At 58.8% G+C, this 22,697-nt stretch carries 19 protein-coding genes; 15 read left to right on the top strand and 4 right to left on the bottom strand.

Features of this window, described 5'->3' with window-relative positions; all coding sequences use genetic code 11:
• Nucleotides 1-119: 119 nt before the first annotated feature.
• The 6 genes from RBI05_RS03075 to RBI05_RS03050 all read left to right on the top strand — a co-directional run bounded on the left by RBI05_RS03075 (nt 120) and on the right by RBI05_RS03050 (nt 6,551).
• The gene (locus RBI05_RS03075; RefSeq protein WP_150457108.1) at nt 120-653 is read left to right on the top strand and encodes a hypothetical protein; all 534 of its coding nucleotides are present in this window, start codon (nt 120-122) and stop codon (nt 651-653) included.
• Nucleotides 646-2,148, top strand: coding sequence for an AAA family ATPase (locus RBI05_RS03070; protein ID WP_310550090.1), 1,503 nt, complete (start codon nt 646-648; stop codon nt 2,146-2,148). Before RBI05_RS03075 ends, RBI05_RS03070 begins: the two co-directional genes overlap by 8 nt.
• A gap of 131 nt (nt 2,149-2,279) precedes the next feature.
• Nucleotides 2,280-3,152 carry a 3-hydroxyacyl-CoA dehydrogenase family protein gene (locus RBI05_RS03065; protein WP_150457110.1) on the top strand — a complete coding sequence of 291 codons (873 nt, stop codon included), beginning with the start codon at nt 2,280-2,282 and terminating at the stop codon, nt 3,150-3,152.
• Nucleotides 3,149-4,354, top strand: a complete 1,206-nt coding sequence (locus RBI05_RS03060; RefSeq protein ID WP_150457111.1) for an acetate kinase — start codon at nt 3,149-3,151, stop codon at nt 4,352-4,354. The genes RBI05_RS03065 and RBI05_RS03060 overlap by 4 nt, the downstream gene beginning before the upstream one ends.
• A 100-nt stretch (nt 4,355-4,454) precedes the next feature.
• Nucleotides 4,455-5,750 carry an asparagine--tRNA ligase gene (gene asnS / locus RBI05_RS03055; RefSeq protein ID WP_150457112.1) on the top strand — a complete coding sequence of 432 codons (1,296 nt, stop codon included), beginning with the start codon at nt 4,455-4,457 and terminating at the stop codon, nt 5,748-5,750.
• A gap of 15 nt (nt 5,751-5,765) precedes the next feature.
• On the top strand, nt 5,766-6,551 hold the full coding sequence (locus tag RBI05_RS03050; RefSeq protein WP_310550089.1) for a DnaD domain protein: 786 nt from the start codon (nt 5,766-5,768) through the stop codon (nt 6,549-6,551).
• A 132-nt stretch (nt 6,552-6,683) separates the two neighbouring features.
• On the opposite strand, the gene proC is transcribed toward RBI05_RS03050, so the two are convergent.
• From proC to proB, 3 genes are all read right to left on the bottom strand, one after another.
• Nucleotides 6,684-7,568 (bottom strand): pyrroline-5-carboxylate reductase, encoded by an 885-nt coding sequence (proC, locus tag RBI05_RS03045; protein WP_310550088.1) that lies wholly within the window; start codon nt 7,566-7,568, stop codon nt 6,684-6,686.
• A gap of 37 nt (nt 7,569-7,605) precedes the next feature.
• Complete coding sequence (locus RBI05_RS03040) at nt 7,606-8,877, bottom strand: glutamate-5-semialdehyde dehydrogenase (protein ID WP_310550087.1); 1,272 nt, start codon at nt 8,875-8,877, stop codon at nt 7,606-7,608.
• Nucleotides 8,878-9,044: 167 nt separating this feature from the next.
• Nucleotides 9,045-10,148 carry a glutamate 5-kinase gene (gene proB / locus RBI05_RS03035; RefSeq protein WP_310550086.1) on the bottom strand — a complete coding sequence of 368 codons (1,104 nt, stop codon included), beginning with the start codon at nt 10,146-10,148 and terminating at the stop codon, nt 9,045-9,047.
• Between the two features lie 415 nt (nt 10,149-10,563).
• Between proB and RBI05_RS03030 the strand changes: the two genes are divergently transcribed.
• Nucleotides 10,564-10,731 carry a hypothetical protein gene (locus RBI05_RS03030; RefSeq protein WP_191089477.1) on the top strand — a complete coding sequence of 56 codons (168 nt, stop codon included), beginning with the start codon at nt 10,564-10,566 and terminating at the stop codon, nt 10,729-10,731.
• Nucleotides 10,732-10,821: 90 nt separating this feature from the next.
• On the opposite strand, the gene RBI05_RS03025 is transcribed toward RBI05_RS03030, so the two are convergent.
• On the bottom strand, nt 10,822-11,733 hold the full coding sequence (locus RBI05_RS03025; protein WP_310550085.1) for a LysR family transcriptional regulator: 912 nt from the start codon (nt 11,731-11,733) through the stop codon (nt 10,822-10,824).
• Nucleotides 11,734-11,883: 150 nt separating this feature from the next.
• Here RBI05_RS03025 and leuC point away from each other — a divergent pair, with 150 nt between their 5' ends.
• From leuC to RBI05_RS02985, 8 genes are all read left to right on the top strand, one after another.
• Nucleotides 11,884-13,308 (top strand): 3-isopropylmalate dehydratase large subunit, encoded by a 1,425-nt coding sequence (leuC, locus tag RBI05_RS03020; RefSeq protein WP_310550084.1) that lies wholly within the window; start codon nt 11,884-11,886, stop codon nt 13,306-13,308.
• A gap of 23 nt (nt 13,309-13,331) precedes the next feature.
• A complete protein-coding gene (gene leuD / locus RBI05_RS03015) occupies nt 13,332-13,940 on the top strand; it encodes a 3-isopropylmalate dehydratase small subunit (protein WP_150457120.1) in 609 nt (202 codons plus the stop codon).
• A 263-nt stretch (nt 13,941-14,203) separates the two neighbouring features.
• Nucleotides 14,204-15,688, top strand: coding sequence for an N-acetylmuramoyl-L-alanine amidase (locus tag RBI05_RS03010; RefSeq protein ID WP_310550083.1), 1,485 nt, complete (start codon nt 14,204-14,206; stop codon nt 15,686-15,688).
• 109 nt (nt 15,689-15,797) lie between these two features.
• The gene (locus RBI05_RS03005; RefSeq protein ID WP_150457122.1) at nt 15,798-16,466 is read left to right on the top strand and encodes a GerMN domain-containing protein; all 669 of its coding nucleotides are present in this window, start codon (nt 15,798-15,800) and stop codon (nt 16,464-16,466) included.
• A 92-nt stretch (nt 16,467-16,558) separates the two neighbouring features.
• Nucleotides 16,559-19,603 (top strand): S-layer homology domain-containing protein, encoded by a 3,045-nt coding sequence (locus RBI05_RS03000; protein WP_310550082.1) that lies wholly within the window; start codon nt 16,559-16,561, stop codon nt 19,601-19,603.
• A 184-nt stretch (nt 19,604-19,787) separates the two neighbouring features.
• Entirely contained in the window at nt 19,788-20,474 is a 687-nt protein-coding gene (gene nth, locus RBI05_RS02995; RefSeq protein WP_310550081.1) for an endonuclease III, read from the top strand.
• A 25-nt stretch (nt 20,475-20,499) separates the two neighbouring features.
• Entirely contained in the window at nt 20,500-20,766 is a 267-nt protein-coding gene (locus RBI05_RS02990) for an NAD/NADP transhydrogenase alpha subunit (protein WP_150457125.1), read from the top strand.
• Nucleotides 20,767-21,008: 242 nt separating this feature from the next.
• On the top strand, nt 21,009-22,697 hold a 1,689-nt coding region (locus RBI05_RS02985), incomplete at its 3' end, for a dynamin family protein (protein ID WP_310550080.1).

Here is a 22,697-nt window from a genome sequence, read left to right as displayed (position 1 = left end):
ACACCTATGATATACTACTTGTTGTATTAGGGCATGACAAAACACATGCCGCTTCGGACGAGTCTCGGCATGTACCCGGGGCCTTTTCTTTTCACATTCATTAAAGGAGGACGTAACCTGTGAAGCTGCGTATTGTCCCCATTCTGCTGACGTCGCTCTTGTCGGTAGCCGTACTGTTCGGCGGATGGTTTCTGTATCGCCACTATGCCGTTCAGGAACCGCTCCAGCGCATCGTTGACCGCTATGAGGGAGTGAAGTCATCCCACATTACTATTAACCGCCATGAGGTACTTTTGAAACTCGATTTGCAGCCGGGAACGAAACTTCGCGACCTGGTTCAATATATCAACAGCGAAGGCAAGTCCGAAATCGGAAGCCGGACGCTGAAGCTCGATGTCGAGCAGCATTCCGGCAAACAGCTGGATGAATACTGGGACAAGGCGATGTTCAGCGTCGCCGAAGCCATGGAGAGCCGCAAGTACACATTGATCCCGCAGACGCTGGAAGAACTGTCCGGTCAGTACAAGGGCATCACGGTAGAGACGGATATCGATGACCGCAATGTCTATGTCAGCCTGTGGAACGGCACCGAGAGCAAATTTGTGATTCTGCCGCGCGAATCCGATACAATGGGGGTTTGGACCAATGCCTAAATGGATGAAGGAAGCGTTGATCGGCTTTGTGCCGGTGCTGGTGATTTTTCTCGCTTTTATGGGACTTAATATTATTCCCGTCCTGGTGGCCGCCGGAATGATCGGAGCGCTGCTCCTCATTACACAGATGCGGGGCGGGCTTGCCGTAGGCGCAAGCGCCGAGAAGAAACGCAAGAAGAACGGCCCTTCGAAGCTGACGTTCGAGGAGATCGGCGGACAGGACAACGCGAAGCAGGAGCTGCGCGAAGCGCTTGATTTTCTGATTCGGCATGAAGAGATCAGCAAGTTCGGGATTCGCCCGCTCAAGGGCATTCTGCTGACAGGGCCTCCCGGAACGGGCAAAACGCTGATGGCGAAGGCCGCGGCCCATTATACGAATTCCGTGTTCGTTGCCGCGTCGGGCAGTGAGTTCGTTGAAATGTATGTGGGCGTCGGTGCGGGCCGCATCCGCGACCTGTTCAAGGAAGCCCGGACCCGGGCCTCCAAGGAGAACAAGCAGAGCGCCATTATTTTTATTGATGAAATTGATGTCATCGGAGGCAAGCGCGAAGGCGGGCAGCAGCGCGAGTACGATCAGACGCTGAACCAGCTGCTCACCGAAATGGACGGGATTTATAATTCCGATACGCCGCGCATCCTGCTGATTGCCGCGACCAACCGCAAGGAAATGCTGGACAGCGCGCTGCTTCGTCCGGGACGTTTTGACCGCCACATTCAGGTCGATCTGCCGGACAAGAAGGGACGCCGCTCCATTCTGGAGCTGCATGCGAAGAACAAACCGCTGCATTCCGGTGTGAATCTCGACAAGATCGCGGAAGAAGCCTACAACTTCTCGGGCGCCCAGCTCGAGAGCGTCATGAATGAAGCCGCCATCTATATGATGCGCGAGAATCTGACCCAGGTTGAACACCGCCATCTGGCGATGGCTATCGACAAGGTCATGATGGGCGAGAAGACCGACCGCGAGACCAACCAGGAAGAGAAGAAGCGGGTAGCCATCCATGAACTCGGCCATGCCATTATGGCAGAAGTGCTCCGTCCCGGCAGTGTGAGCCAAGTTACGCTGACTCCGCGCGGACAGGCGCTCGGTTATGTGCGTCATAACCCGCAGCAGGAGCAGTATCTCTACACGAAGGAATACCTGGAAGAGCAGATCATGATCGCGCTCGGCGGCGCGGCCGCGGAAGAAATGTTCTACGGCGGGCGGAGCACGGGCTCGCGGGGAGATTTTGACCAGGCTCTGAACATTGTGGAGATGATGATGAAGTCCGGTCTGACGTCGCTTGGCATTGCCAAGCTGGATATGGTGACGACGGAAGAGCTGATGAGAGAGAACAGCAAGATCCTGGACGAGCTCACCGCGCGGACCCGGAATCTGCTGGAGAGTAAGCGTCCGGTATTCGAATATTCCCTGGATATTCTTATGAAGGAAGAAGTTCTCTCCGGAGAGCAATTTCGTTGTCAATTTCGTGACAGCGTTCGGTTGCCGGCATAAATCTTTATGCCGGTTATTTTTTTTTACTTTTCAGGCATGCTAAGATATTATTATATGTCGGAGTGTGTGCTATTATGTCGGCTCACTCAGGGTATTATATAAAGAGATACCGAAAGGATGGAGGCTTTTTTATGAATTTTAAAAAGATCGGCGTCATCGGCGGAGGAACCATGGGCCAGGGCATCGCCGAAATGCTGGCGGCCAAGGGCCTGGATGTTCTTCTCGTGGAGAAGACGCCGGAGCGGCTGGAATACTCGTACAGCATGATTGAGACCAGCCTCGACAAGCAGCTTGAGAAATGGGCCATTACCCAGGCGGAGAAGAAACTGATTCTCGGCCGCATCCAGAAGGTAATCCACTTCGCGGAGCTCAGCGCCTGCGACATGGTAATCGAGACGATTACGGAAGACCTGGAAGCCAAGAAAGCGGTATTCAACCAGCTTGACCAGGTATGTCCGAGCCATATTATCCTTGCCAGCAACACCTCCACGCTCAGTCTGACCGAGCTGGCCAGCTCCACGATGTATCCGGAGCGCGTCATCGGCATGCACTTCATTTACCCGGTTGCGAAGGTCAACGTCGTTGAAATCGTCCGCGGTCTGAAGACGTCCGAAGAAACATTCGAGAACACCAAGGCTTTTGTCGACGATGTGGTGGAGAAGAAGGGCGTTATGATTTACGAATCCCCGGGATTTGTAACATCTCGCCTTATTTGTCTGTTCATCAACGAAGCGATGCATGTTCTTCAGGAAGGCGTAGCTTCCGCCAAGGACATCGACGACGCCATGCGGATCGGCTACCAGTTCCAGTACGGACCGCTTGAAATGGCCGACCGTTTCGGTCTGGACTCCGTACTTGCCGCTCTGGAGCGGATGTTCCGCGAATACGGCGAACTGAAATACCGTCCTTCGACCATCCTCAAGAAGATGGTGCGCGCGGGACAGCTCGGCATGAAATCGGGAGAGGGCTTCTTCCAGTACGACAAGGACGGTGACCGGATATGAATATTCTCGTAATCAATGCAGGCAGTTCCTCGCTGAAATACCAGCTCTACAATATGGAGGATGAATCCGTTCTGGCTAAGGGTCTGGTGGAACGTATCGGAATGGATTCCTCTATTCTGACGCACAAACCGACCGGCAAGCAGGAAGTGACTGAAGTCAGTGAAATTCTGGAGCATACCACCGCAATCCGCAAGGTGCTGTCCAGCCTCACCGACAAGGAACACGGCGTCATCGGTTCCATCAACGAGATTAATGCCGTCGGCCACCGCGTCGTACACGGGGGCGAAGTGTTCAAGGAGTCGGCGCTCGTGAACGGGGAAGCCAAATCGGAGATCCGCCGCCTGTTCGACCTGGCACCGTTGCATAATCCGGCTGCCATTATGGGGATTACGGCTGCCGAAGTCAACATGCCCGGCGTTCCGCAGGTTGTCGTGTTCGATACAGCGTTCCATCAGACGATGCCCGAGAAAGCCTACATGTACGCCATTCCGCGTGTCCTGTACAACAAGTACAAGGTTCGCCGCTACGGCGCGCACGGCACGTCTCATGAATTCGTCAGCAAAGCCGCTGCCGAATATTTGGGCCGTCCGCTCGACGAGCTGAAGATCATTACCTGCCACATCGGCAACGGCGCGAGCGTCACTGCCGTTCAAGGCGGCGTCTCGGTGGATACGTCGATGGGTATGACTCCGCTGGAAGGCCTGATGATGGGCACACGCAGCGGCGACATCGACCCGGCTGTCGTTCCTTATGTAATGAACAAGGAAGAACTGACTCCGGGCGAAGTCAACTCGATGCTGAACAAGCACAGCGGTCTGCTGGCCATCTCGGGCACAAGCAGCGACATGCGCGATATCATCGACGGCTACGAGAAGGGCGATGCCAACTCGACGCTGGCCTTTGAAATGTATGAATACCGGCTGCGCAAGTACATCGGTTCCTACGCGGCAGCGATGAACGGCGTTGACGTGATCGTATTCACGGCCGGCGTCGGCGAGAATGCCGCTCTGCTGCGCGAGAAAGTGCTGAGCAATCTGACTTTCCTCGGCATCGACCTGGACAAGGAAGCGAACAAGGTGCGCTCAGGCGATCCGCGCCGGATTACGAAGGAAGGCTCCAAGGTTGAGGTGCTGGTCGTACCGACGAACGAGGAGCTTGTCATCGCCCGCGATACGCTGCGCATCGTGCAATCTCAGGCGTAAGGCTGTACAATAATATACAGGAACGTCCGCAGCCAAAGGCCGCTCCCGCGGTCTTTGGCTGCGTTAGCCTTATCAGAAGTCAAGAGGAGAGATAGAAGGCATGTCCAACAAAACCGTCATCCGCAATGTGAACGAGCATGTCGGGGAAAGCGTCATCATCGGCTGCTGGGTCAACAACAAGCGCTCCAGCGGCAAAATCCAGTTCCTGCAGCTTCGCGATGGAACCGGCTATATTCAGGGCGTCGTGGTGAAGTCCGAGGTATCGGAGGAAATCTGGGACGCCGCCAAGAGCCTGACCCAGGAGAGCTCGCTGTATGTTACCGGAATTATCCGGGAAGAACCGCGCAGCCAATCCGGGTACGAAATGACCGTAACCGGCATCGAAATTCTGCACCTTACAGAGAATTATCCGATTACGCCCAAGGAACACGGCATCGACTTCCTGATGGACCACCGCCATCTGTGGCTGCGCTCGACCAAGCAGCGCGCAGTTCTGCTGGTCCGCGCGGAGATTATCCGGGCGATTCAGGAATTTTTCAATACGAACGGCTTCACAAAAGTGGACCCGCCGATCCTTACGCCGACATCGGCAGAAGGGACGACGAATCTGTTCCACACCAAATACTTTGAAGAAGACGCCTATCTGACGCAGAGCGGCCAGCTCTATATGGAAGCCGCCGCGATGGCGCTCGGCAAGGTCTACTCCTTCGGTCCGACGTTCCGTGCCGAGAAATCGAAGACCCGCCGGCACCTGATCGAATTCTGGATGATCGAGCCGGAAATGGCGTTCACCGATCATGAAGAGAGCCTGCGCGTTCAGGAGAACTTCATTACGCATGTGGTGCAGTCGGTCGTCAAGAACTGCCGGACCGAGCTGGAGACGCTCGGACGGGATATCTCCAAGCTGGAGAACATTCAGGCTCCGTTCCCGCGCATCAGCTACGACGATGCCATCCAGTTCCTGAACGAGAACGGGTTCGAGCTGCCTTGGGGCGAAGATTTCGGCGCACCGCACGAGACGGCGATCGCCGAAGCTTATGACAAGCCGGTATTCATTACGAATTACCCGGCCGGCATCAAGGCGTTCTACATGAAGCCGGACCCGAACCGTCCGGAGGTTGTTCTCTGCGCCGACATGATCGCGCCGGAAGGGTACGGAGAAATCATCGGCGGATCGCAGCGGATCGACGATCCGGAGCTGATGGCCGAGCGCTTCAAGGAGCATGAGCTGCCGATGGAATCCTATCAGTGGTATATGGATCTCCGCACGTACGGTTCTGTACCGCACTCGGGATTCGGCCTGGGTCTGGAGCGGACGGTAGCTTGGATCTGCGGACTGGACCATGTCCGCGAGACTATTCCGTTCCCTCGTACGCTGTACCGCCTCTACCCGTAAGGAAGGGAGCCATTCATGGAAGGCAAAGACTGGAGCGGCTGGAGCGAAGGAGCAGCCTTTGGCCTGGAACAGGGCATGGCCGTTATCCCTTACGCCCTTCTGAAATCCTACCGGAAGCTGCATCTGACCGGGAGTGAAGCCATGCTGCTGATTCATCTGCTGTCCTTCCGCCAGGTGGAGGGGATGGACTTCCCGACACTGGAGGACCTGCAGGAGGTTACCGGCCGGAGCATTCCGGTGATTGCCGGTGAACTGCGGAAGCTGATTCAGGAAGGCTTCCTGAGTATCGAAGGCGGGAGCGACGAAGAACGCGGGGTCCATTACGAGCGCTATAACTTCGCCGGCCTGTATTCGAAGCTGGGACGCCATCTCGCGGAGCAGGCCAGGGACGGCCGGACCGTCGAAGCAGGGCCGAGGTATCCGGTACCGCAGGCAGGAAGTGCCGCTTCTGGGGGCGAATACCGTCCGCCGGAAGCGGCAGCGCCCAGGTCTGCCGGTTCGGATGGATTTGGCCGGGACAACAACCCGGCAGGGCTGGAGGAGAGCAAGAGCCTGTTCGGAATCTTCGAGAAGGAATTCGGACGTCCGCTCTCTCCGATGGAATGCGAGACGATCTCGGGCTGGCTGGATCAGGACCGCTATGCGGAAGAATTGATTCTGCTGGCCTTGAAGGAATCGGTCTTCGCCGGAAAGATTCATTTTCGCTATATTGACCGGATTCTGCTGGAATGGAGCCGCAACCGGGTGAAGACCGCCCAGGATGTCAAGGCATACGCGCAGAAGTTCCGGGGAGGCCGCTAGATCGGGCTGCGCGCTGAATAGGCCGGAGCAGCTCCAACAGCAGACAAGCCGGGCCGCAGGGGATACCTTGCGGCTCGGCTTGTTTTGGCATGGATGCGACATGGCATGGATGATACGATAGGGCAGGCCCGGCTATTCTTCCCCGGCGCTCTTCTTCAGTTCGGCGTCCAGCGCCGCGCCCATCTCGCGGGAGCGTTCCGCGCAGCGGGCAACAGCGGCGATGACTGTCTCGTAGAAGTCGCCTTGGTCCAGCACTTCCAGGGCAGCCTGGGTGGAGCCGTTCGGAGAAGTGACCTTCTTCCGCAGAGCCGCCGGTTCCTCGCCGGTCTGCTGGACCATCCGGGCGGCACCCAGCACCGTCTGGACCGTAAGCTCGGCCGCTTGCTCCTTACCGAGACCGCCGCGGATGCCGGCAGCGATCATGGCTTCCATCATGTAATAGATATAAGCCGGTCCGCTGCCGGAAATGCCGGTCAGCGTCTCCATCCGCTCTTCGTCAATAATCGTCGTTGTTCCCACGGCTTTGAAGATCTGCAGCGCAAGCTGGCGCTGTCCCTCGGAGACTTCGCGCGAGAAGGCGATACCCGTCGCTCCGAGGCCGATGGAACTCGATGTATTCGGCATGGTGCGAACTACCGGCTGCGCGGTGCCGAGCAGACCCTGGATGGTTCGGATCGACAGGCCGGCGATGACGGATAGGATAAGCTGTTCGCCGGACAGGATCGGCCCCAGCTTCCGCAGCGCTTCAGCCGCGTCCTTGGGCTTCATGGCCAGAACGATAATCGGGGAGGAGGAGAGGTACTCCTCCTTCTGGACCGGATCATTCGTAGCTCTGACTCCATAGCGCGAGCGCAGTTCGGCGAGCCGATCGCTGCCGCTGCGGTTCAGCATCACAACCTGATCGGAAGCGACAACCGAGCGGGCCACCAGTCCGCGGACGATGGCTTCGGCCATGGAACCGGCTCCGTAAAAGACAATACGTTCCTTGATAAGCGGTTTTGCGGGTTGCTGACACATTCAAGTGTCCTCCTTATCTGTGATGGGCCATCGGGAACTATCCCCGGATTTGGCCGGTGCCGTAGATTTTGTATTTCGTTGAGGTCAGAGCGGGCAGACCCATCGGTCCCCGGGCGTGCAGCTTCTGGGTGCTGATGCCGATCTCCGCGCCGAATCCGAATTCGAAGCCGTCGGTAAAACGGGTGGAGGCGTTATGGAACACCGCCGCCGCATCGACTCCCTGCTGGAACTTCGCGGCTTCCTCTGCGTTTCCGGTGACGATGCACTCCGAGTGCATCGTGCCGTAGCGGGCGATATGGGCCATCGCCTCTTCCGTAGAATCGACGATTCTCACATTCAGGATGTAATCATTATACTCCGTAGCGTAATCCTTGTCCGTCGCCTGAACCGCCCACGGAACCAGAGCAAGCGTCTCTTCGCAGGCGCGGAGCTCCACGCCGGACCGGCGGAAGGACTCGGCGAGCGATGGGAGATGCTCCCGGGCGAAGGAGCGGTGAACGAGCAGCGTCTCCATGGCGTTGCAGACGGATGGCCGCTGGACTTTGGCATTGAGGCTGATCGCTTCCGCCATTGCCGGATCGGCCTGGGCGTCGAGATACGTATGGCAGATTCCTGCGCCGGTCTCAATGACCGGCACCGTGGCATTCTGCACGACGTTCTGAATAAGCGACGCGCCGCCGCGCGGAATAATGACGTCCAGCAGGCCGTTCAGCTTCAGCATCTCGTCTACCGAAGAGCGGTTCGGGTCTTCAATCAGCTGCAGGGCAGCCGGCGGCATTACCGTTGCGGCCAGCGCTTCGTGAAGAATTCCGACAATGGCCCGGTTCGAGGACAGGGCCGAAGACCCGCCGCGCAGCACAACGGCATTGCCGGTCTTCAGGCAGAGTCCCGCCGCGTCCACCGTTACGTTCGGCCGGGCTTCGTAGATAATGCCGATAACGCCGAGCGGAACGCGAATCTTCTCGATGTGCAGCCCGTTGGGCCGGTCCAGCACCTCCAGCGTATCACCGACGGGATCGGGCAGCAGCGCAATCTGCCGCAGTCCTTCCGCCATCGCATGAATACGGGAGGAGTCCAGCGCCAGCCGGTCCAGCAGCGAAGACGGGGTGCCGTTCTCGCGGCCGCGGGCCAGGTCTTCGGCGTTCGCTTCAATCAGCGCCTGCTCGTGCACAACCAGCGCATCGGCCATGGCCAGCAGCGCGTCGTTCTTCTCCGAGGTGGTCAGGGCAGCCAGCGTACCGGCTGCTCCGCGGGCAAGGCCGGCTTTGGCGGCGACTTCGCCGCCGGTATAAACAATCGCTTTGTTCATGGGAAAACCTCCTAAAAGTTTTGTTAGAGTTGACTTCTATGAATAAGGGTCGGCAAAACTTGCATCGAAAGCATAAGCTAAGTTTTGTTAGGATTCACTTCTATGAATAAGGGTCGGCAAAACTTGCACCGGAAGCATAGGCTAAGTTTGGTTAGCCAAGTTCACGCCTATTTCAGCGTGATCCATTCGTCCCGGTGGATCACTTCCAGCCGGTGAATCTCGCCCAGCCGGGCGACGGCTTCTCCGCTGCCCAGTCCTCTGATCGTCCGAAGCTGGGCGTCGTCATAATTGACGATGCCCCGGCCCAGCAGGGAGTTGTCCGGCCCAAGCACTTCGACTACATCCCCGGCGTGGAAGCTGCCCTGTATCTCGCGGACTCCTACCGGAAGCAGGCTGTGTCCACCGTGCAGCAGCGCTTCGGCCGCGCCCGCATCTACGGTGAGCGTACCAAGCGGCATGGACATGAAGCCGAGCCACTGCTTCTTCACCGGGAGCGCGGAGAGTGTTGTGGCAAAATACGTTCCTCGGCCTTCCCCGTCCGCAGCTCGTGCAATGTCGCCGGGCTCCGTCGCGCGCCCGACAAAGACCGGGACGCCGCCGCGCGTGGCGATTTTGGCGGCGTCAATCTTGGAGCGCATGCCGCCGGTGCCGACCGCCGACCCGGCCCCGCCCGCAATGGCATAGATTTCAGGCGTAATCTCTTCGACCTCGCGCATGCGGACCGCATCGGGATTCTTGCGCGGGTCGGCACTGTAGAGCCCGTCCGTGTCCGTGAGGACGAGCAGGCGGGACGCCTTCAGCAGGTTGGCGACGAGCGCCGACAGCGTATCGTTGTCGCCGAATTTCAGCTCGTCGACCGAGACGGTGTCATTCTCATTAAAGATGGGGATGGCCCCTTGCCGCAGCAGCTCTTCCACCGTCATCACGGCGTTGTTCATTGCCCGGCGGCTGCAGAAATCGGTGCGCGTCAGCAAAATCTGGGCGGCCGTCAGGCCATGCTCGGCCAGTGCCTGCTGATACGCCTGCATCAGCAGGGCCTGGCCGACGGCCGCGGCGGCCTGCTTCTCATGCAGCAGCTTCGGCCGCGAAGCGTAGCCGATGCTGCGGAAGCCGGCGGCTACGGCTCCCGAGGTGACCAGCAGCACCTCGTCGCCGCGGCGGCGCAGCGCGGCCAGCTCGGCCGCGAAATAGGCTACGGCCGGACGGCTGAGGCCGCCCTCCGGCGCGGTGAGGGAGCTGCTCCCGATTTTGACGACAATTCGGTTCGACATCCGAGTCACTTCCTTCAACAAAAGAATACAAAAAAGCCCCCATCCTGAGACTGTGCAAAGGACGAAAGCTTGGTCGACTTCCGCGGTACCACCTTCATTGATGAGGGATCATCCGGCTTATGGCCTCGTAACGGGAGGTGCCGTCCTGTTTTGGGCAGGCCGTTCAGGGGTAGGATTCGGAGCGGTAGCCGCGGTAAATTCTCTCAGCCCATGGAATTTACTCTCTGGCGCAGCCGGGTAACGCTCGTACTGGTCCCGTCTTCACGTGTATCATTTGCCATACAGAATACCACGGCGAAGAGGAATTTGCCAAGTGCCGATTGCCGGAGAAGCGAATGCGGCCTGTGCAAATGGCCGTTTATTCCTGACGAAGACGGGTAAAATAAGAGTATCCCATACCTGGAGGTGGCACACCATGTCAAAGGAACCGGAGAACACCCAGGAAGCCCAGATCGAAGCAACCCGCGATTTTCTGGAGAACCGGACGGGAGAGCCCGCAGCGCCGGGACCGGTCAACGAAGATACCGCCCGCCTGCCCGACAATCAGAACCGCCTGATCTCGCAGCACAATCTGCGTAAATAAGGAAGAAATGAAGCGTTCGCCCTGCGCCTTTCCGATCACGGAAAGGCGTTTTGCGTTGCAGCCGGAACTTGTGCGCGGAATCAGGGAGGACTATTCCCCTGCAAGCTCTGCCACGGTCGCCTGGAAGGTCTGGATGAACGCTTCGGCAGCGACGGACAGATAGCGTCCTTTGCGGTAGGCGAATACGAGCGTCCGGCTCGGTACCGGTTCGGCCAGCGGCAGATAGACCGGAACGAACTCGCCGCGCGGCGCTCTGGCAATGAAGCGGGGAACGAGCGTAACGCCCATGCCGGCGGCAACGAGCGACTGGACGGTCTCCATATTGCTGCTCTCAAAAACCACCCGCGGCTCGAAGCCGGCCTCGCCGCAGAGCTGGATCGTCATTTTGCGGAAGCCCTGGCCTTCCTTCAGCACAATAAAAGGATCATCCTTCAGCTCGGACAGCGAAGTCCGCTGCCCGGCCGCGGCCCGCTCCGCCAGCGGATGGCCGGGGGGAACGGCCAGATCAATTCGCTCCTCCCCGATCACACGGCAGGACAGAGCCGGGCTCTCGATCGGGAGAGACAGCAGGCTGAGGTCGGTCTGTCCGACGGCAGTAAGCTTTTCCAGATTCATGGAGGAGTCTTCCAGCAGGGTAATCTCGACTTCGGGATATTTCTTCTGGAAGACAGGAAGCACATGGGGCAGGAGGTGGGCGCCGGTAATCGGCATGCTGCCGACGACGACATGGCCGGTCCGGAGCTGGGAGATATCCGACATCTCCTGACGGAGCAATTCAACGGCATCGATGATGTGCTGGGCCTGTTCGACGAACCGGGCTCCGGCGTGCGTAAGCTCGACGGTGCTGGTGTTGCGCTGGAACAACAGAACGCCAAGCTCCTTCTCCAGCTTGGAGAGCTGCTGGCTGAGCGAGGGCTGGGCGATGTGCAGCTTCTCGGCGGCCCGGGAGAAATTGCGCTCGGCTGCAATCTGCAGCGCGTATTGCAATTGGCGAAGCTCCATGGAAGAACATCCCTTCTGTTATAGGTTCAACTTATAACTTCTATAGCTATTATATCTTAGTATTATAAAGCAGCCCGTGTTATATTTAAACCATTCAAGAGAGACTCCACGCTCTCTTCAGACGAACGATTAAACCGACGAGGTGAGAACATGGGCAAGAAGACAATGTTTGAGAAGATTTGGAACAACCACGTGATTCATTCGGAAGAGGGCAAGCCGAGCATTCTGTATATCGATCTTCATCTCGTACACGAAGTGACCTCTCCCCAAGCGTTTGAGGGCCTGCGTCTCAGCGGGCGCAAGGTGCGCCGTCCGGAGCTGACCTTCGCTACTATGGACCATAACGTGCCGACCCAGGACCGTTACAATATCAAGGACCCGATCTCCAAGCAGCAGATTGATACGCTGTCCAAGAACTGCGCCGACTTCGGCGTCCGGCTGTTCGACCTTGACGACATCGACCAAGGGGTCGTGCACGTCATGGGACCGGAGATCGGACTCACCCATCCCGGCAAAACCATTGTCTGCGGCGACAGCCACACCTCCACGCACGGCGCCTTCGGCGCTCTGGCTTTCGGCATCGGAACAAGCGAAGTCGAACACGTGCTGGCGACGCAGTGTCTCCAGCAGGCCAAGGCGAAGACGATGGAAGTCCGGTTCGTCGGCAGACGCAACCCGGGCGTGACGGCCAAGGATATGATCCTCGGCGTAATTGCCAAGTACGGCACCGATTTTGCCACAGGCTATGTCATTGAGTATACCGGAGAAGCGATTCGCGAGCTGTCGATGGAAGAACGCATGACGGTCTGCAACATGTCCATCGAGGGCGGAGCCCGGGCGGGGATGATTGCTCCGGACGAGACGACGTTCGAGTATCTCCGCGGCCGCCAGTATGTGCCGCAGGGCGCCGAGCTCGACGCCGCTGTAGAACGCTGGAAAGCGCTCGTGACCGATGAAGGCGCCGAGTTCGATACCGTGGTTGAATTCGATGTGGAATCGCTGATTCCGCAGGTAACCTGGGGAACAAGCCCGGGCATGGGCACCGATATCAATTCCTCCGTGCCGAATCCGGCCGATTTCGCGACCGAGAACGAGCGGAAGGCGGCCGAGAAGGCACTGGAATATATGGCGCTGACTCCCGGCACGCCGATGTCGGAGATCGAGATCGACTATGTGTTCATCGGCTCCTGCACGAACGGGCGCATCGAGGATCTGCGGGCGGCGGCGAAGGTGGCCCAGGGCCACAAGGTATCCGGCAAGGTTACGGCCATCGTCGTGCCAGGCTCGGGACGAGTGAAGATGCAGGCCGAGAAGGAAGGGCTGGATGTGATCTTCAAGGAAGCCGGATTTGAATGGCGCGAAGCGGGCTGCAGCATGTGCCTGGCGATGAACCCCGATGTGCTTCAGCCGGGACAGCGCTGCGCCTCGACGTCCAACCGCAATTTTGAAGGACGGCAGGGACGCGGCGGACGCACGCATCTGGTGTCGCCGGCAATGGCAGCGGCGGCGGCGATTACCGGCCGGTTCACCGATGTGCGGGATTGGAACTACAAGACGGAAGCCGTTGGCGTTTAAGAAGAGAGCGGAGGGAATCGAATATGGAAGCTTTTAAGAAATGGACAGGAATTGTCGCCCCGGTGGACCGGGTCAATGTAGATACAGACGCTATCATTCCGAAGCAGTTTCTGAAACGAATCGAACGCACAGGTTTTGGCCAGTTCCTGTTCTACGAATGGCGCTTCGACGAGGAAGGGCGGGTCAATGAGAACTTCGAGCCGAACAAGCCGCGTTACCAAGGCGCTTCGGTGCTGATCTCGCGGGCGAACTTTGGCTGCGGCTCCTCCCGGGAGCATGCGCCCTGGGCCATCCTGGATTACGGCTTCAAGGTAGTTATCGCGCCTTCGTTCGCCGATATCTTCTACAATAACTGCTTCAAGAACGGAATTCTTCCAATCCGTCTGTCCGAAGAGCAGGTAGAAGACTTGTTCCAGCGGACGGCTGCACACGAAGGCTATGCGCTGACGGTTGACCTGGAGAACAAGACAATTACCGACGAAGCGGGACTCCGCATCGACTTTGATCTGGACGAGCACCGCCGCCAGTTCCTGCTGCAGGGATTGGACGATATCGGCCTCACGCTGAAGCATGAGGATGAGATCGCCGCTTACGAGCAGCGGAATGCCGATACTCTGTTCGCCCGGGCCTGATCGCCAGCAGAAACAGCCTCTCCGATAGATGCCGGAACAATCCGGTTATCGGAAAGGCTGTTTTTATTTTGCGGACAACCATTCAATCTGCGGAGTCCGATGACGAATATAAGAATAGAAAAGATGCCGGAACCTGCCAAATGAAATGGGAGATATTCGCAACTTTTGCGGAAGAAAGGCGTCTAATAGATGTCAAAGGTCGTCGCAGGAAGCCCCAACAACGCCAATTCCAGGGCGGAATACTAGAGTCTTAGAGGTGAAAGATGAAGAAATTCGGTTTTATACTGCTGCTGCTTCTGTTCGTACTGGTATGGCCCCGGGAAGGGCATGCCGCCGCTGGAAACAACAAGATCATCCTCGACGGAACGGATGTGACGGCCGGGCAATCGGTCCCGGTTGAGAATGTGAAGGGAACCATTATGGTTCCGCTGCGTATGATAAGCGAGAATCTGGGGTACAAGGTCGATTGGAATCAAGCTTCCCAGACCGTAACGATTACCCAACAGAGCCAGGAACTGAAGCTGGTCGTCGGCCAGAAGACCGCCTCGGTAGACGGCAAGTCGCTGGAGCTTAGCCAGGTTCCCTATATGAAGAATTACACGACGCTGGTTCCGATCCGCTTCATCAGCGAACAGTTCGGCGTCTCCGTCAATTGGGACAACACCCAGAAGATCGTATCTCTTATTACCCCGAATTCCGCCCCGGTAACCGGACCGTCCGGCAGCACAGGCGGAACTTCGGGCGGGGACGCATCCGGTGCCGCCAGCGGCGGAACGGTAACGTCTCCACCGGCCGGCACAACGGCGGGTCTAAGCCAGATCAACGGCATCAGCTTCAGCGACAATATGTTCATGATTGCCATGAGCGGGGACGCGAAGCCGGTCACCTCGACGATGACAGGCAAGATCATCATCGACATTCCCAACGCGACGTTCTCCGATTCGTTCATCACAGGCCAGCAGCTCAAGCCGGAGCTGGTCGGAACGCTTGCGGTCGACGGCTATCCCGACGTCAAGCAGGTCCGTTATTCGCTCTACAGCAGCAACCCTTACACGGTCCGGTTCGTTATTGATTTGACCGGAAGCTCGAAGAGCTTCGCCGTCGAAACGACCGGGGACTCCGCTTCCCGGCTGGCGGTCGTCAATCTGAACGCGAGCGTCCCGTCCGCCGGAGACAGCGGGGGAGGAGTCCTGCCGGGCAGCGACGGACGCAAGGTTATCGTTCTGGACGCCGGGCACGGAGCGAAGGATTCGGGAGCGGTCGGAATTACGGGCAAATACGAGAAGAATTTCAATCTGGCCGTTGTGCTCAAGGCCGCCGAGCTTCTTCGCAAGGAGGCCAATATCGATGTGGTGACGACCCGCAGCAATGATACCTTCCTTGAATTGAAGGAACGGGTTGCAATTGCGGAGAATCTGAATGCCGATCTCTTCATCTCGGTCCATGCCAATAGCAGCTCTTCTTCCGCGGCAAGCGGAACCGAGACGTACTACAAGCGTTCGGGAGCCAGCAAGGATTTTGCCGGCGTTATGCACAAGTACCTGGTCGAGGCGACCGGCCTCAAGGACAGGGGCGTGCAGTATGGCAATTTCCATGTCATCCGGGAGACGACGATGCCGGCTATTCTGCTGGAAGTCGGGTACTTGAGCAATAAGAACGACGAGGCCCTGCTGTTCACGGAGGATCTTCAGAACCGGGTGGCGGCTGCCATAGTCAAAGGCGTCAAAGAATATCTGGGTATGAAATAAGACACTTCTACAAGTTCAAATAAAGAGCCGGACCGGGCCGTTCTGATACGGGAGATTCTCCCGCTTTATGGAGCGGACGGTCTTCGTTCAATAGGGAGGCGTTATGATTATGATGAAAAAAGTATTGCCCATTGCCGCTGCCGGAATGACCTTGGCGGTTCTCCTTGCCGGCTGCGGATCGAAGCCGGCCGCCGCGCCGTCGGCCGCTTCCGCATCGCCTGCCGTGCAGGCGGAGGGGAGCGCGGCCAGCCCTGCGCCGTCGGCGACGGCCGCACCGTCCCCATCTGCTTCCGCTTCCGCCGCCGCAGAAGCGACGCAGGCCCCTGCTGCAACTTCGTCTTCGCCGGCGGATACGGAAGAGAAGCAGAGCCGCGAAATCAATGTGTATTACACCGATGCCGAACAGATGGATCTTGTCCCGGCAAAGGCGAAGATTTCGTTCAAAGACGAGGCCGCCGACAAATACCGCGAAGCGTTCCGGGCGCTGCAGACCAGCGACAATCCGGATCTCGTGCCGCTGTGGGAACGCATTGAACTGAAGTCGGTCACCTTCACCAACGGATTGCTGACTCTGGACATCCATAAGCCGCAGGAAGCGCAGCTCGGAGCTGGCGGCGAGTCATTTGCCATTCAGGCGCTGACTTCCACGATGTTCCAGTTCACGGAAGTCCAGAATATCGAAGTGCTGGTAGACGGTGAGCAGACAGAGAGCCTGATGGGCCATGTCGATCTGCTCTATCCGTTCACCCGGGCCAATTCGGCGCCTTCGCAGGAATAAGCGCATCCTGTGGCGAATGGGTATCCATCCGGCCGCAGGGGCCGCTTGAAATCAAATCAGATCTTCAGGAGAACCATGCAGAGAGGGGAATCATGCGTTTGTTCAACCGAAATCATACAGAGTCTCATGTAGAGCCGAATGCCGCAGCATCAGCCGGAAGCCGTCTTGCTTCCAAGACCGTGGCGGCGCTGCTTGCAGGCGCCATGACGCTGGGAGGGGGCGCCTCTGCACTGGCAGCGTCCGCTTCATCGTCCCTGGCCGCAGCGGCTGCCCCGGCAGCCACAGCCAAGCCGAGTGCCACCGCTGCACCCGCAGCTACGGCCAAACCGACCGCCACCGCTGCACCCGCAGCTACGGCCAAACCGACCGCCACCGCTGCCCCGGCAGCTACGGCCAAGCCGACCGTCACCGCTGCACCCGCAGCTACGGCCAAACCGACCGCCACCGCTGCACCCGCAGCCACGGCCAAGCCAACCGCAACCGCTGCACCCGCAGCTACCGCTGCACCCGCAGCTACCGCTGCACCCGCCGCCTCCGCCACACCTTCGGCAGCCGGATTCTTCAGCGATGTAGCAAAAGGCTTTTGGGCCGAGAAGCATATCTACAAGCTCGCCGGACAGGGCATTATTATCGGGAACAACGGCAAGTTCCGTCCCGGCGATTCCGTTACCCAGCAGGAAGCGGTTCTGATGGCGCTTCGGTTTATGGGCGCTGATACGAAGGCCGCTGCGGGCACAGTGGACACCGCACTGCCTGGGGGCATCGAAGTGTCCAATTATTACAAGCCTTACGTTATTCTTGCCTTTCAGATGAACCTGCTGGACAAGGCCGAAGTGGCCGCAGAGGCAGCAGGCAAGACGGCATGGGGAATGCGCCCGGCAAGCCGGGAATGGATCGCGGAGCTGCTGATCCGTTCGCTCGGCAAGAGCGGCGATGCGCAGGCCGCTTCGGGAGAGAATTCAGGTTTTGCGGATGATGCGAAAATTTCTGCCGACAAGCGGGGATACATAAACACAGCGGTTGATCTTGGCCTGGCAACCGGTCTGAACGGCAACCTCTTCAGTCCGAAGGGGGAAGTGACCCGGGCGCAGCTCGCCACCTTCTTCAGCCGGGCGGAGGCGTACTCCACCGTGGCTTATGCCAATACGGCAAGCGGAACAATCCTGGAGATCAAAGACGGCCGCCTGACGCTCTATAACGGGGCAGCCAAGACCGTATACACCTTGTCGTCCGGCACGGGATATTTCAAGGCGGGTTCCGAAACCGCAATCGCTCTGACCGAGCTTCAGCCTTACACCAGAGCAACGGTGATCGCCAGCGGAACCGTCGCTTCCTACATTGAAGTCACGGATACGACTCCGCAGATCGAGACCCTTCAGGGAAAGCTGGCCCGGATTTCGGCAGGGACGAAGAAGCTGTGGCTCATGACGGATGACGGTTATCCGGAGTACAGCTATGACGATGCGGCGGTGTTCACGGATGCGGCGGGCAATGCGGTGGAGCCGTCCGCCATTACCGAGAACAGCGCAGTTACGCTTCTGCGCGAGAAGTATACGGGACAGAACAAGATCATTAAAGTGGTCGTTACCTCGGGCGTAGTCAACAAAACGGCGACCGGCGTCCTGAAGGCCATCGACCGGACCGCACAGACCCTAACATTCACCGCTTCGACGGGCGCCGAGGAGACCTTCGCGTGGACTTCCGATACGCTCTTCACGTACCAGAACAGTATTCTGACTCCAGCCGATCTGACGGTTGGCGCTGCGGTCAAATACAAAATTCAGAACAGCAAAATTGCGTCCGTTGAAGCCACGGATCTGAAGAACCGTTCCTTGCAAGGTACGCTGACCGAGAAGACGTCCAATTCCCTGATCTATAAGAAGGCTGACGGATCGCTGGAGGTCAAAATGCTGGCGGACAAGCCGCTTGTGACCATTCCGGGCGTGACCTCGCCGTCGCTGGATGATCTGGTGGCGGATGCGGCCGGCGGCGATCTGGTGGAGCTGACGCTGGACTCGGCCAACAAGGTTACCGGCATCTCGGTAGTCAAGCGGCAGATGGATCAGTACTACGGCGTTACCGTTGCCGGATACAACAATACAACCAAGCTGCTTACCGTTCTGGATGCTTCCGGCAACGCCAAGGCCGTGAAGCTGGACGACAAGACCAAGTTCTCCGCCAACTTCGGAATCACGCCGACGCTGGCTACGGTCGGCCCGATGCTGACGGAAGACCGCAAGCTGAACCTGAACGCCATTGGTCAGCGTCTGCTGTCGCTGGAGTTCGTCAGCCAGTACGACGGAACGTTCACTTCTTATTCGGCAACGGCCCGGACGATCGCAATCAAGACGAGCGATGGCAGAACGCTGACGCTGCCTTATCCGGGCGCCGTCGAGATCTTCGGCCAGAACAACAAGACGGTTGCGGATGTGCCGACCGGCGCTATGGTAACGGCAACGCTGGCGCCGAACCAGTCGACGGTCACTTCCCTGAAAGTGAAGACGACGCAGCAGTTCGCGATCAGCTTCCTGGATGCGGCTGCTAATAAATTGAAGGTGAACACGCCGGCAGGTACTCTGGACATCTATACGCTGACCGTGCCGATGACCGATGAGAACGGTACTGTGATTAAGATCGGTGATCTGAAGAGCGGGGACCTCCTCAATGTTACGGCTGTCGGAGGATCGCCGGTCTCGGTCCAGCGGGTGCTGCAGACGACCGGACGCATCTCGGCGGTGGACACGGCAGGCTCCAAGCTGACGGTGCAGGAGTATGGCGGCCGGGTTCGCGTCCTGGATGCCTCCAAAGGGGTACAGGTTCTGCGTTCCGGCGCCGCAAGCAGCACGCTTGCAGGGCTGACCGCAGAGGACCGGGCGGTGATTCGCCAGGATGCCGACGGCAAGCTGACCGTTCAGGTGCTGGCTTCTCTGAGCCGCACACTGGCCTGGTACGAGTCTTCCACCAATCAGATTGTGGTCACCCGGAGTACGCTGGATGAGAAGAATCAGTTTATTCTAAGTCCGAATGTATACATTCACCAAGGCGACACGACTTTATCCGTGCAATCCTTGAAAGAAAATGATAAAATAACGCTATATTTCAATGACAATGTCGTTGTTGAAATCGTGAAATTATAATGGTGGCTTCTTGGCAGACGCCGTCTTGGCGCGAATCCCGCGATTCGCGTCAGGACGTTTTTTTTGAGGCCGGGCGAAAATGACGGAACGATGCCCCCGGACTTCTTGTCAGGCGGTAAGGCGTTCGGTATAATGAATCTTCCGCCATGCCGGAGAAGTCATTCGTTTTGGAGAGGGACAGGCTATGAAGTCTTCGGCAGTTCGATACATTCTCGACACCATCGGTGAAATGTTCCCGGATGCCCACTGCGAGCTCAATCATGCCAATGCGTTTGAATTGACGATTGCGGTGCTGCTCTCGGCGCAGTGTACGGACGCTACCGTCAACAAGGTGACGGCCGATCTGTTCCGGAAGTACAAGACTCCGCAGGATTACGTATCCGTCCCGCTGGAAGAGCTGGAGCAGGATATACGGCGCATCGGGCTGTACCGGAACAAAGCGAAGCATATCCGGAATTTGTGCCTGATTCTGATGGAGCAGTACGGGGGAGAAGTACCGGAACGCCATGACCAGCTGGTGACGCTGCCGGGCGTAGGACGGAAGACCGCGAATGTGGTCGTCTCGAATGCCTTCGGCGTGCCGGCGATCGCCGTGGATACCCATGTCGAGCGGGTGGCCAAGCGGCTGGGTCTGGCCGGCATCGGCGACTCGGTGCTGGAGGTGGAGAAGAAGCTGATGAAGGCGGTCCCCCGCGAGGAATGGACGCTTACCCATCACCGGCTGATCTTCTTCGGCCGTTACCACTGCAAAGCCCAGAATCCGCTCTGTCAGGTATGTCCGCTTCTCGATGTGTGCCGGGAAGGCAAGAAGCGTATGAAATCTGCGCAGATCAGCAAAACTAAGAAACAGGCGAAAGCCCCAAAAAGCTAGAGATGAAGAAGAGGATGGGATAGGAATGAAGTGCATTTCGGTCTACACGAACAATTTTGAGCTGTTCTCCGATATTTTCGACCGCGTTGTGGAGAGCCCGCTGGAGGAGAACGAAGAGCAGGAAGTCGAAGGGATTACGATCAGCCATTCCGGCGACGTGCCCGAGCACTACCTGGAACGGATGGCCCAGAAGCCTGAAGTGGTGGTCATGAAGGACAAGACCCGTGGTCTGACGATTTTGCAGCACGGCAAAGTATTTGAGATTCTGCTTCCGGCGCTGGAGATTGCCTAGACGGATTCTTTCATTCAGAGAGCGTAATACCCGAACAGATGGCCGCGCCGCTCGTTTTGAGCAGCGGCCGCGTCAAACAGCCGGACGGATTCCCCGTCCGGCTGTTTGACGTTGGGTTTCTTCAAAGAATGCCCGGATTGCGGACAGCGGCGCTTTCCTGCTTTAAATTGTGGCAATCTGGTGATAAAATGGATTCATATTAAAGGGGCTCTTGAATTCATCGCAAAGGTGGCAGCAAATCCATGGAAGCGGAACGGGTGGAGAAGCATACGGACAGCAGCGCACAAGAACCATTGAAATCGCTTGCGCAGTGGAGCGAAGAGCAGGGGAATCCGGAGGCTGCGGACATCTTTCGGGACCTGGCGGGTAAGCTGGCGGACGGAGAGCTGACACTGGCGTTCTGCGGCCATTTCTCGGCAGGCAAATCCAGCCTGATTAATGCGCTCTGCGGCAGCACCGTTCTGCCTGCGGGCCCGGTTCCGACGAGCGCCAATGTCGTCGCAATCCGCAGCGGATCGCCGCGGGTGGTGGTCTATCCGAGGCTTCAGGAAGGCAAGGGCCAGCCGTTCGAGACGACGCCGGAGCGTCTGGCGGAGCTATGCCGGGACGGCGGCCGGTACGAGTCCATTGAGGTCTGGGCTGAGGTGCCGCTTCTGGGCGCGCACGGCGTTCTGCTGGATACGCCAGGCGTGGATTCCACCGACGACGGACACCGCTCTGCGACCCGTTCGGCGCTGCATCTGGCGGATGTCGTCTTCTACTGTATGGACTATAACCATGTCCAATCGGAAGACAATTTGGCTTTTGCCAAAAGTCTCAGCGATTGGGGCAAACCGCTGTACCTGATCGTGAACCAGATCGACAAACACCGGGCGAACGAGATTGACGCCGGGCTGTACCGGCAGCAAGTGGAAAGCGCCTTCAAGGACTGGGGCATCCGCTATGCCGGTCTGCTGACCACTTCCCTGAAACCAAAGGATCACCCGCTCAGCCAGTGGCGGGAGCTCCCGGCGCTGATTGCCAAGCTTCTGGAAGAACGCCGGGAACTGCTGGCTTACAGCGTCTCCCGGTCGGTCCAGCATACGTTTCAGGCCATGCAGGAACGGTTCCAATCGGAAGAAGCCGGGAAGCGGGAGCCCCTGGAATCGATGGCCGGCCGGAGAACGGCGGCAGAGCTTCAAGAGGAGGCCGCTGAACTTGAGGCAGAGGGGAAGCGGCTGGATAATCTTGAAGACGAATCCCGCGGCCGTCTGCGGCAGCGGCTGGACACTCTGCTGGAGAGTGCCAATCTGATGCCGGCCGCTCTGCGCGAGCTGGTGGGCCGGTACGCGGAGACTCTGGGACCGGGCTTCCGTGTCGGACTGCTGCCGTCAGCGGCCAAGAAGGAGCGTGAACGGGAGCGCCGGCTGGAAGAGCTTGCCGCGGACTGGTCAGAGACGACACGGGCGGCGCTGGACTGGCATGTGCGGGCACTGCTTGCGGAATGGACGGCAGAGACAGGACTCCCTGAAGCGGCGGAGGCGGCCCGGGAGGCGCCGCTGCCCGTCTGGGACAAGGACGCGGTGGCGGCTGCCGTGCCGCCGGGCTCGCCTTCCTCGGGCGGAGGGCTGCTGAACCTCTGCCAGAGACTGGCGGCGGATATCCGCGCCGCCGCGCGCAAGTCCGCGCTAAGCTTCGCGGACGAAGCGCTCGCCGGGCTTCCGCCGCTTGTGGCCAAGCGGCGGGAGACCCTCGCGGCCCGCGCTGCGGCCGCGGGCGAGGCGCTGGCGGCCGCTAAGACGCTGGCCGCCCTGGACCGCGCGGCGAAGGCGCGCGCGGACGCCCTGGCGGCGCAGACCCCCGCGCCGCTCGCCCTTACCCCCGGCGTCCTGCCGGGGGTGACCCCGCCGCGCGCCGCTTCGGACGGCGCGCCCAAGGCCGCTGCGCCGCGG

Origin of the sequence: Paenibacillus glufosinatiresistens, from assembly GCF_031470375.1 — a bacterium.
In the GTDB taxonomy this organism is placed as follows: Bacteria; Bacillota; Bacilli; order Paenibacillales; family Paenibacillaceae; genus Paenibacillus_AQ; species Paenibacillus_AQ glufosinatiresistens.
Note: the sequence above shows the minus strand (reverse complement) of the source record. Positions and strands in the feature narration are given on the sequence as shown.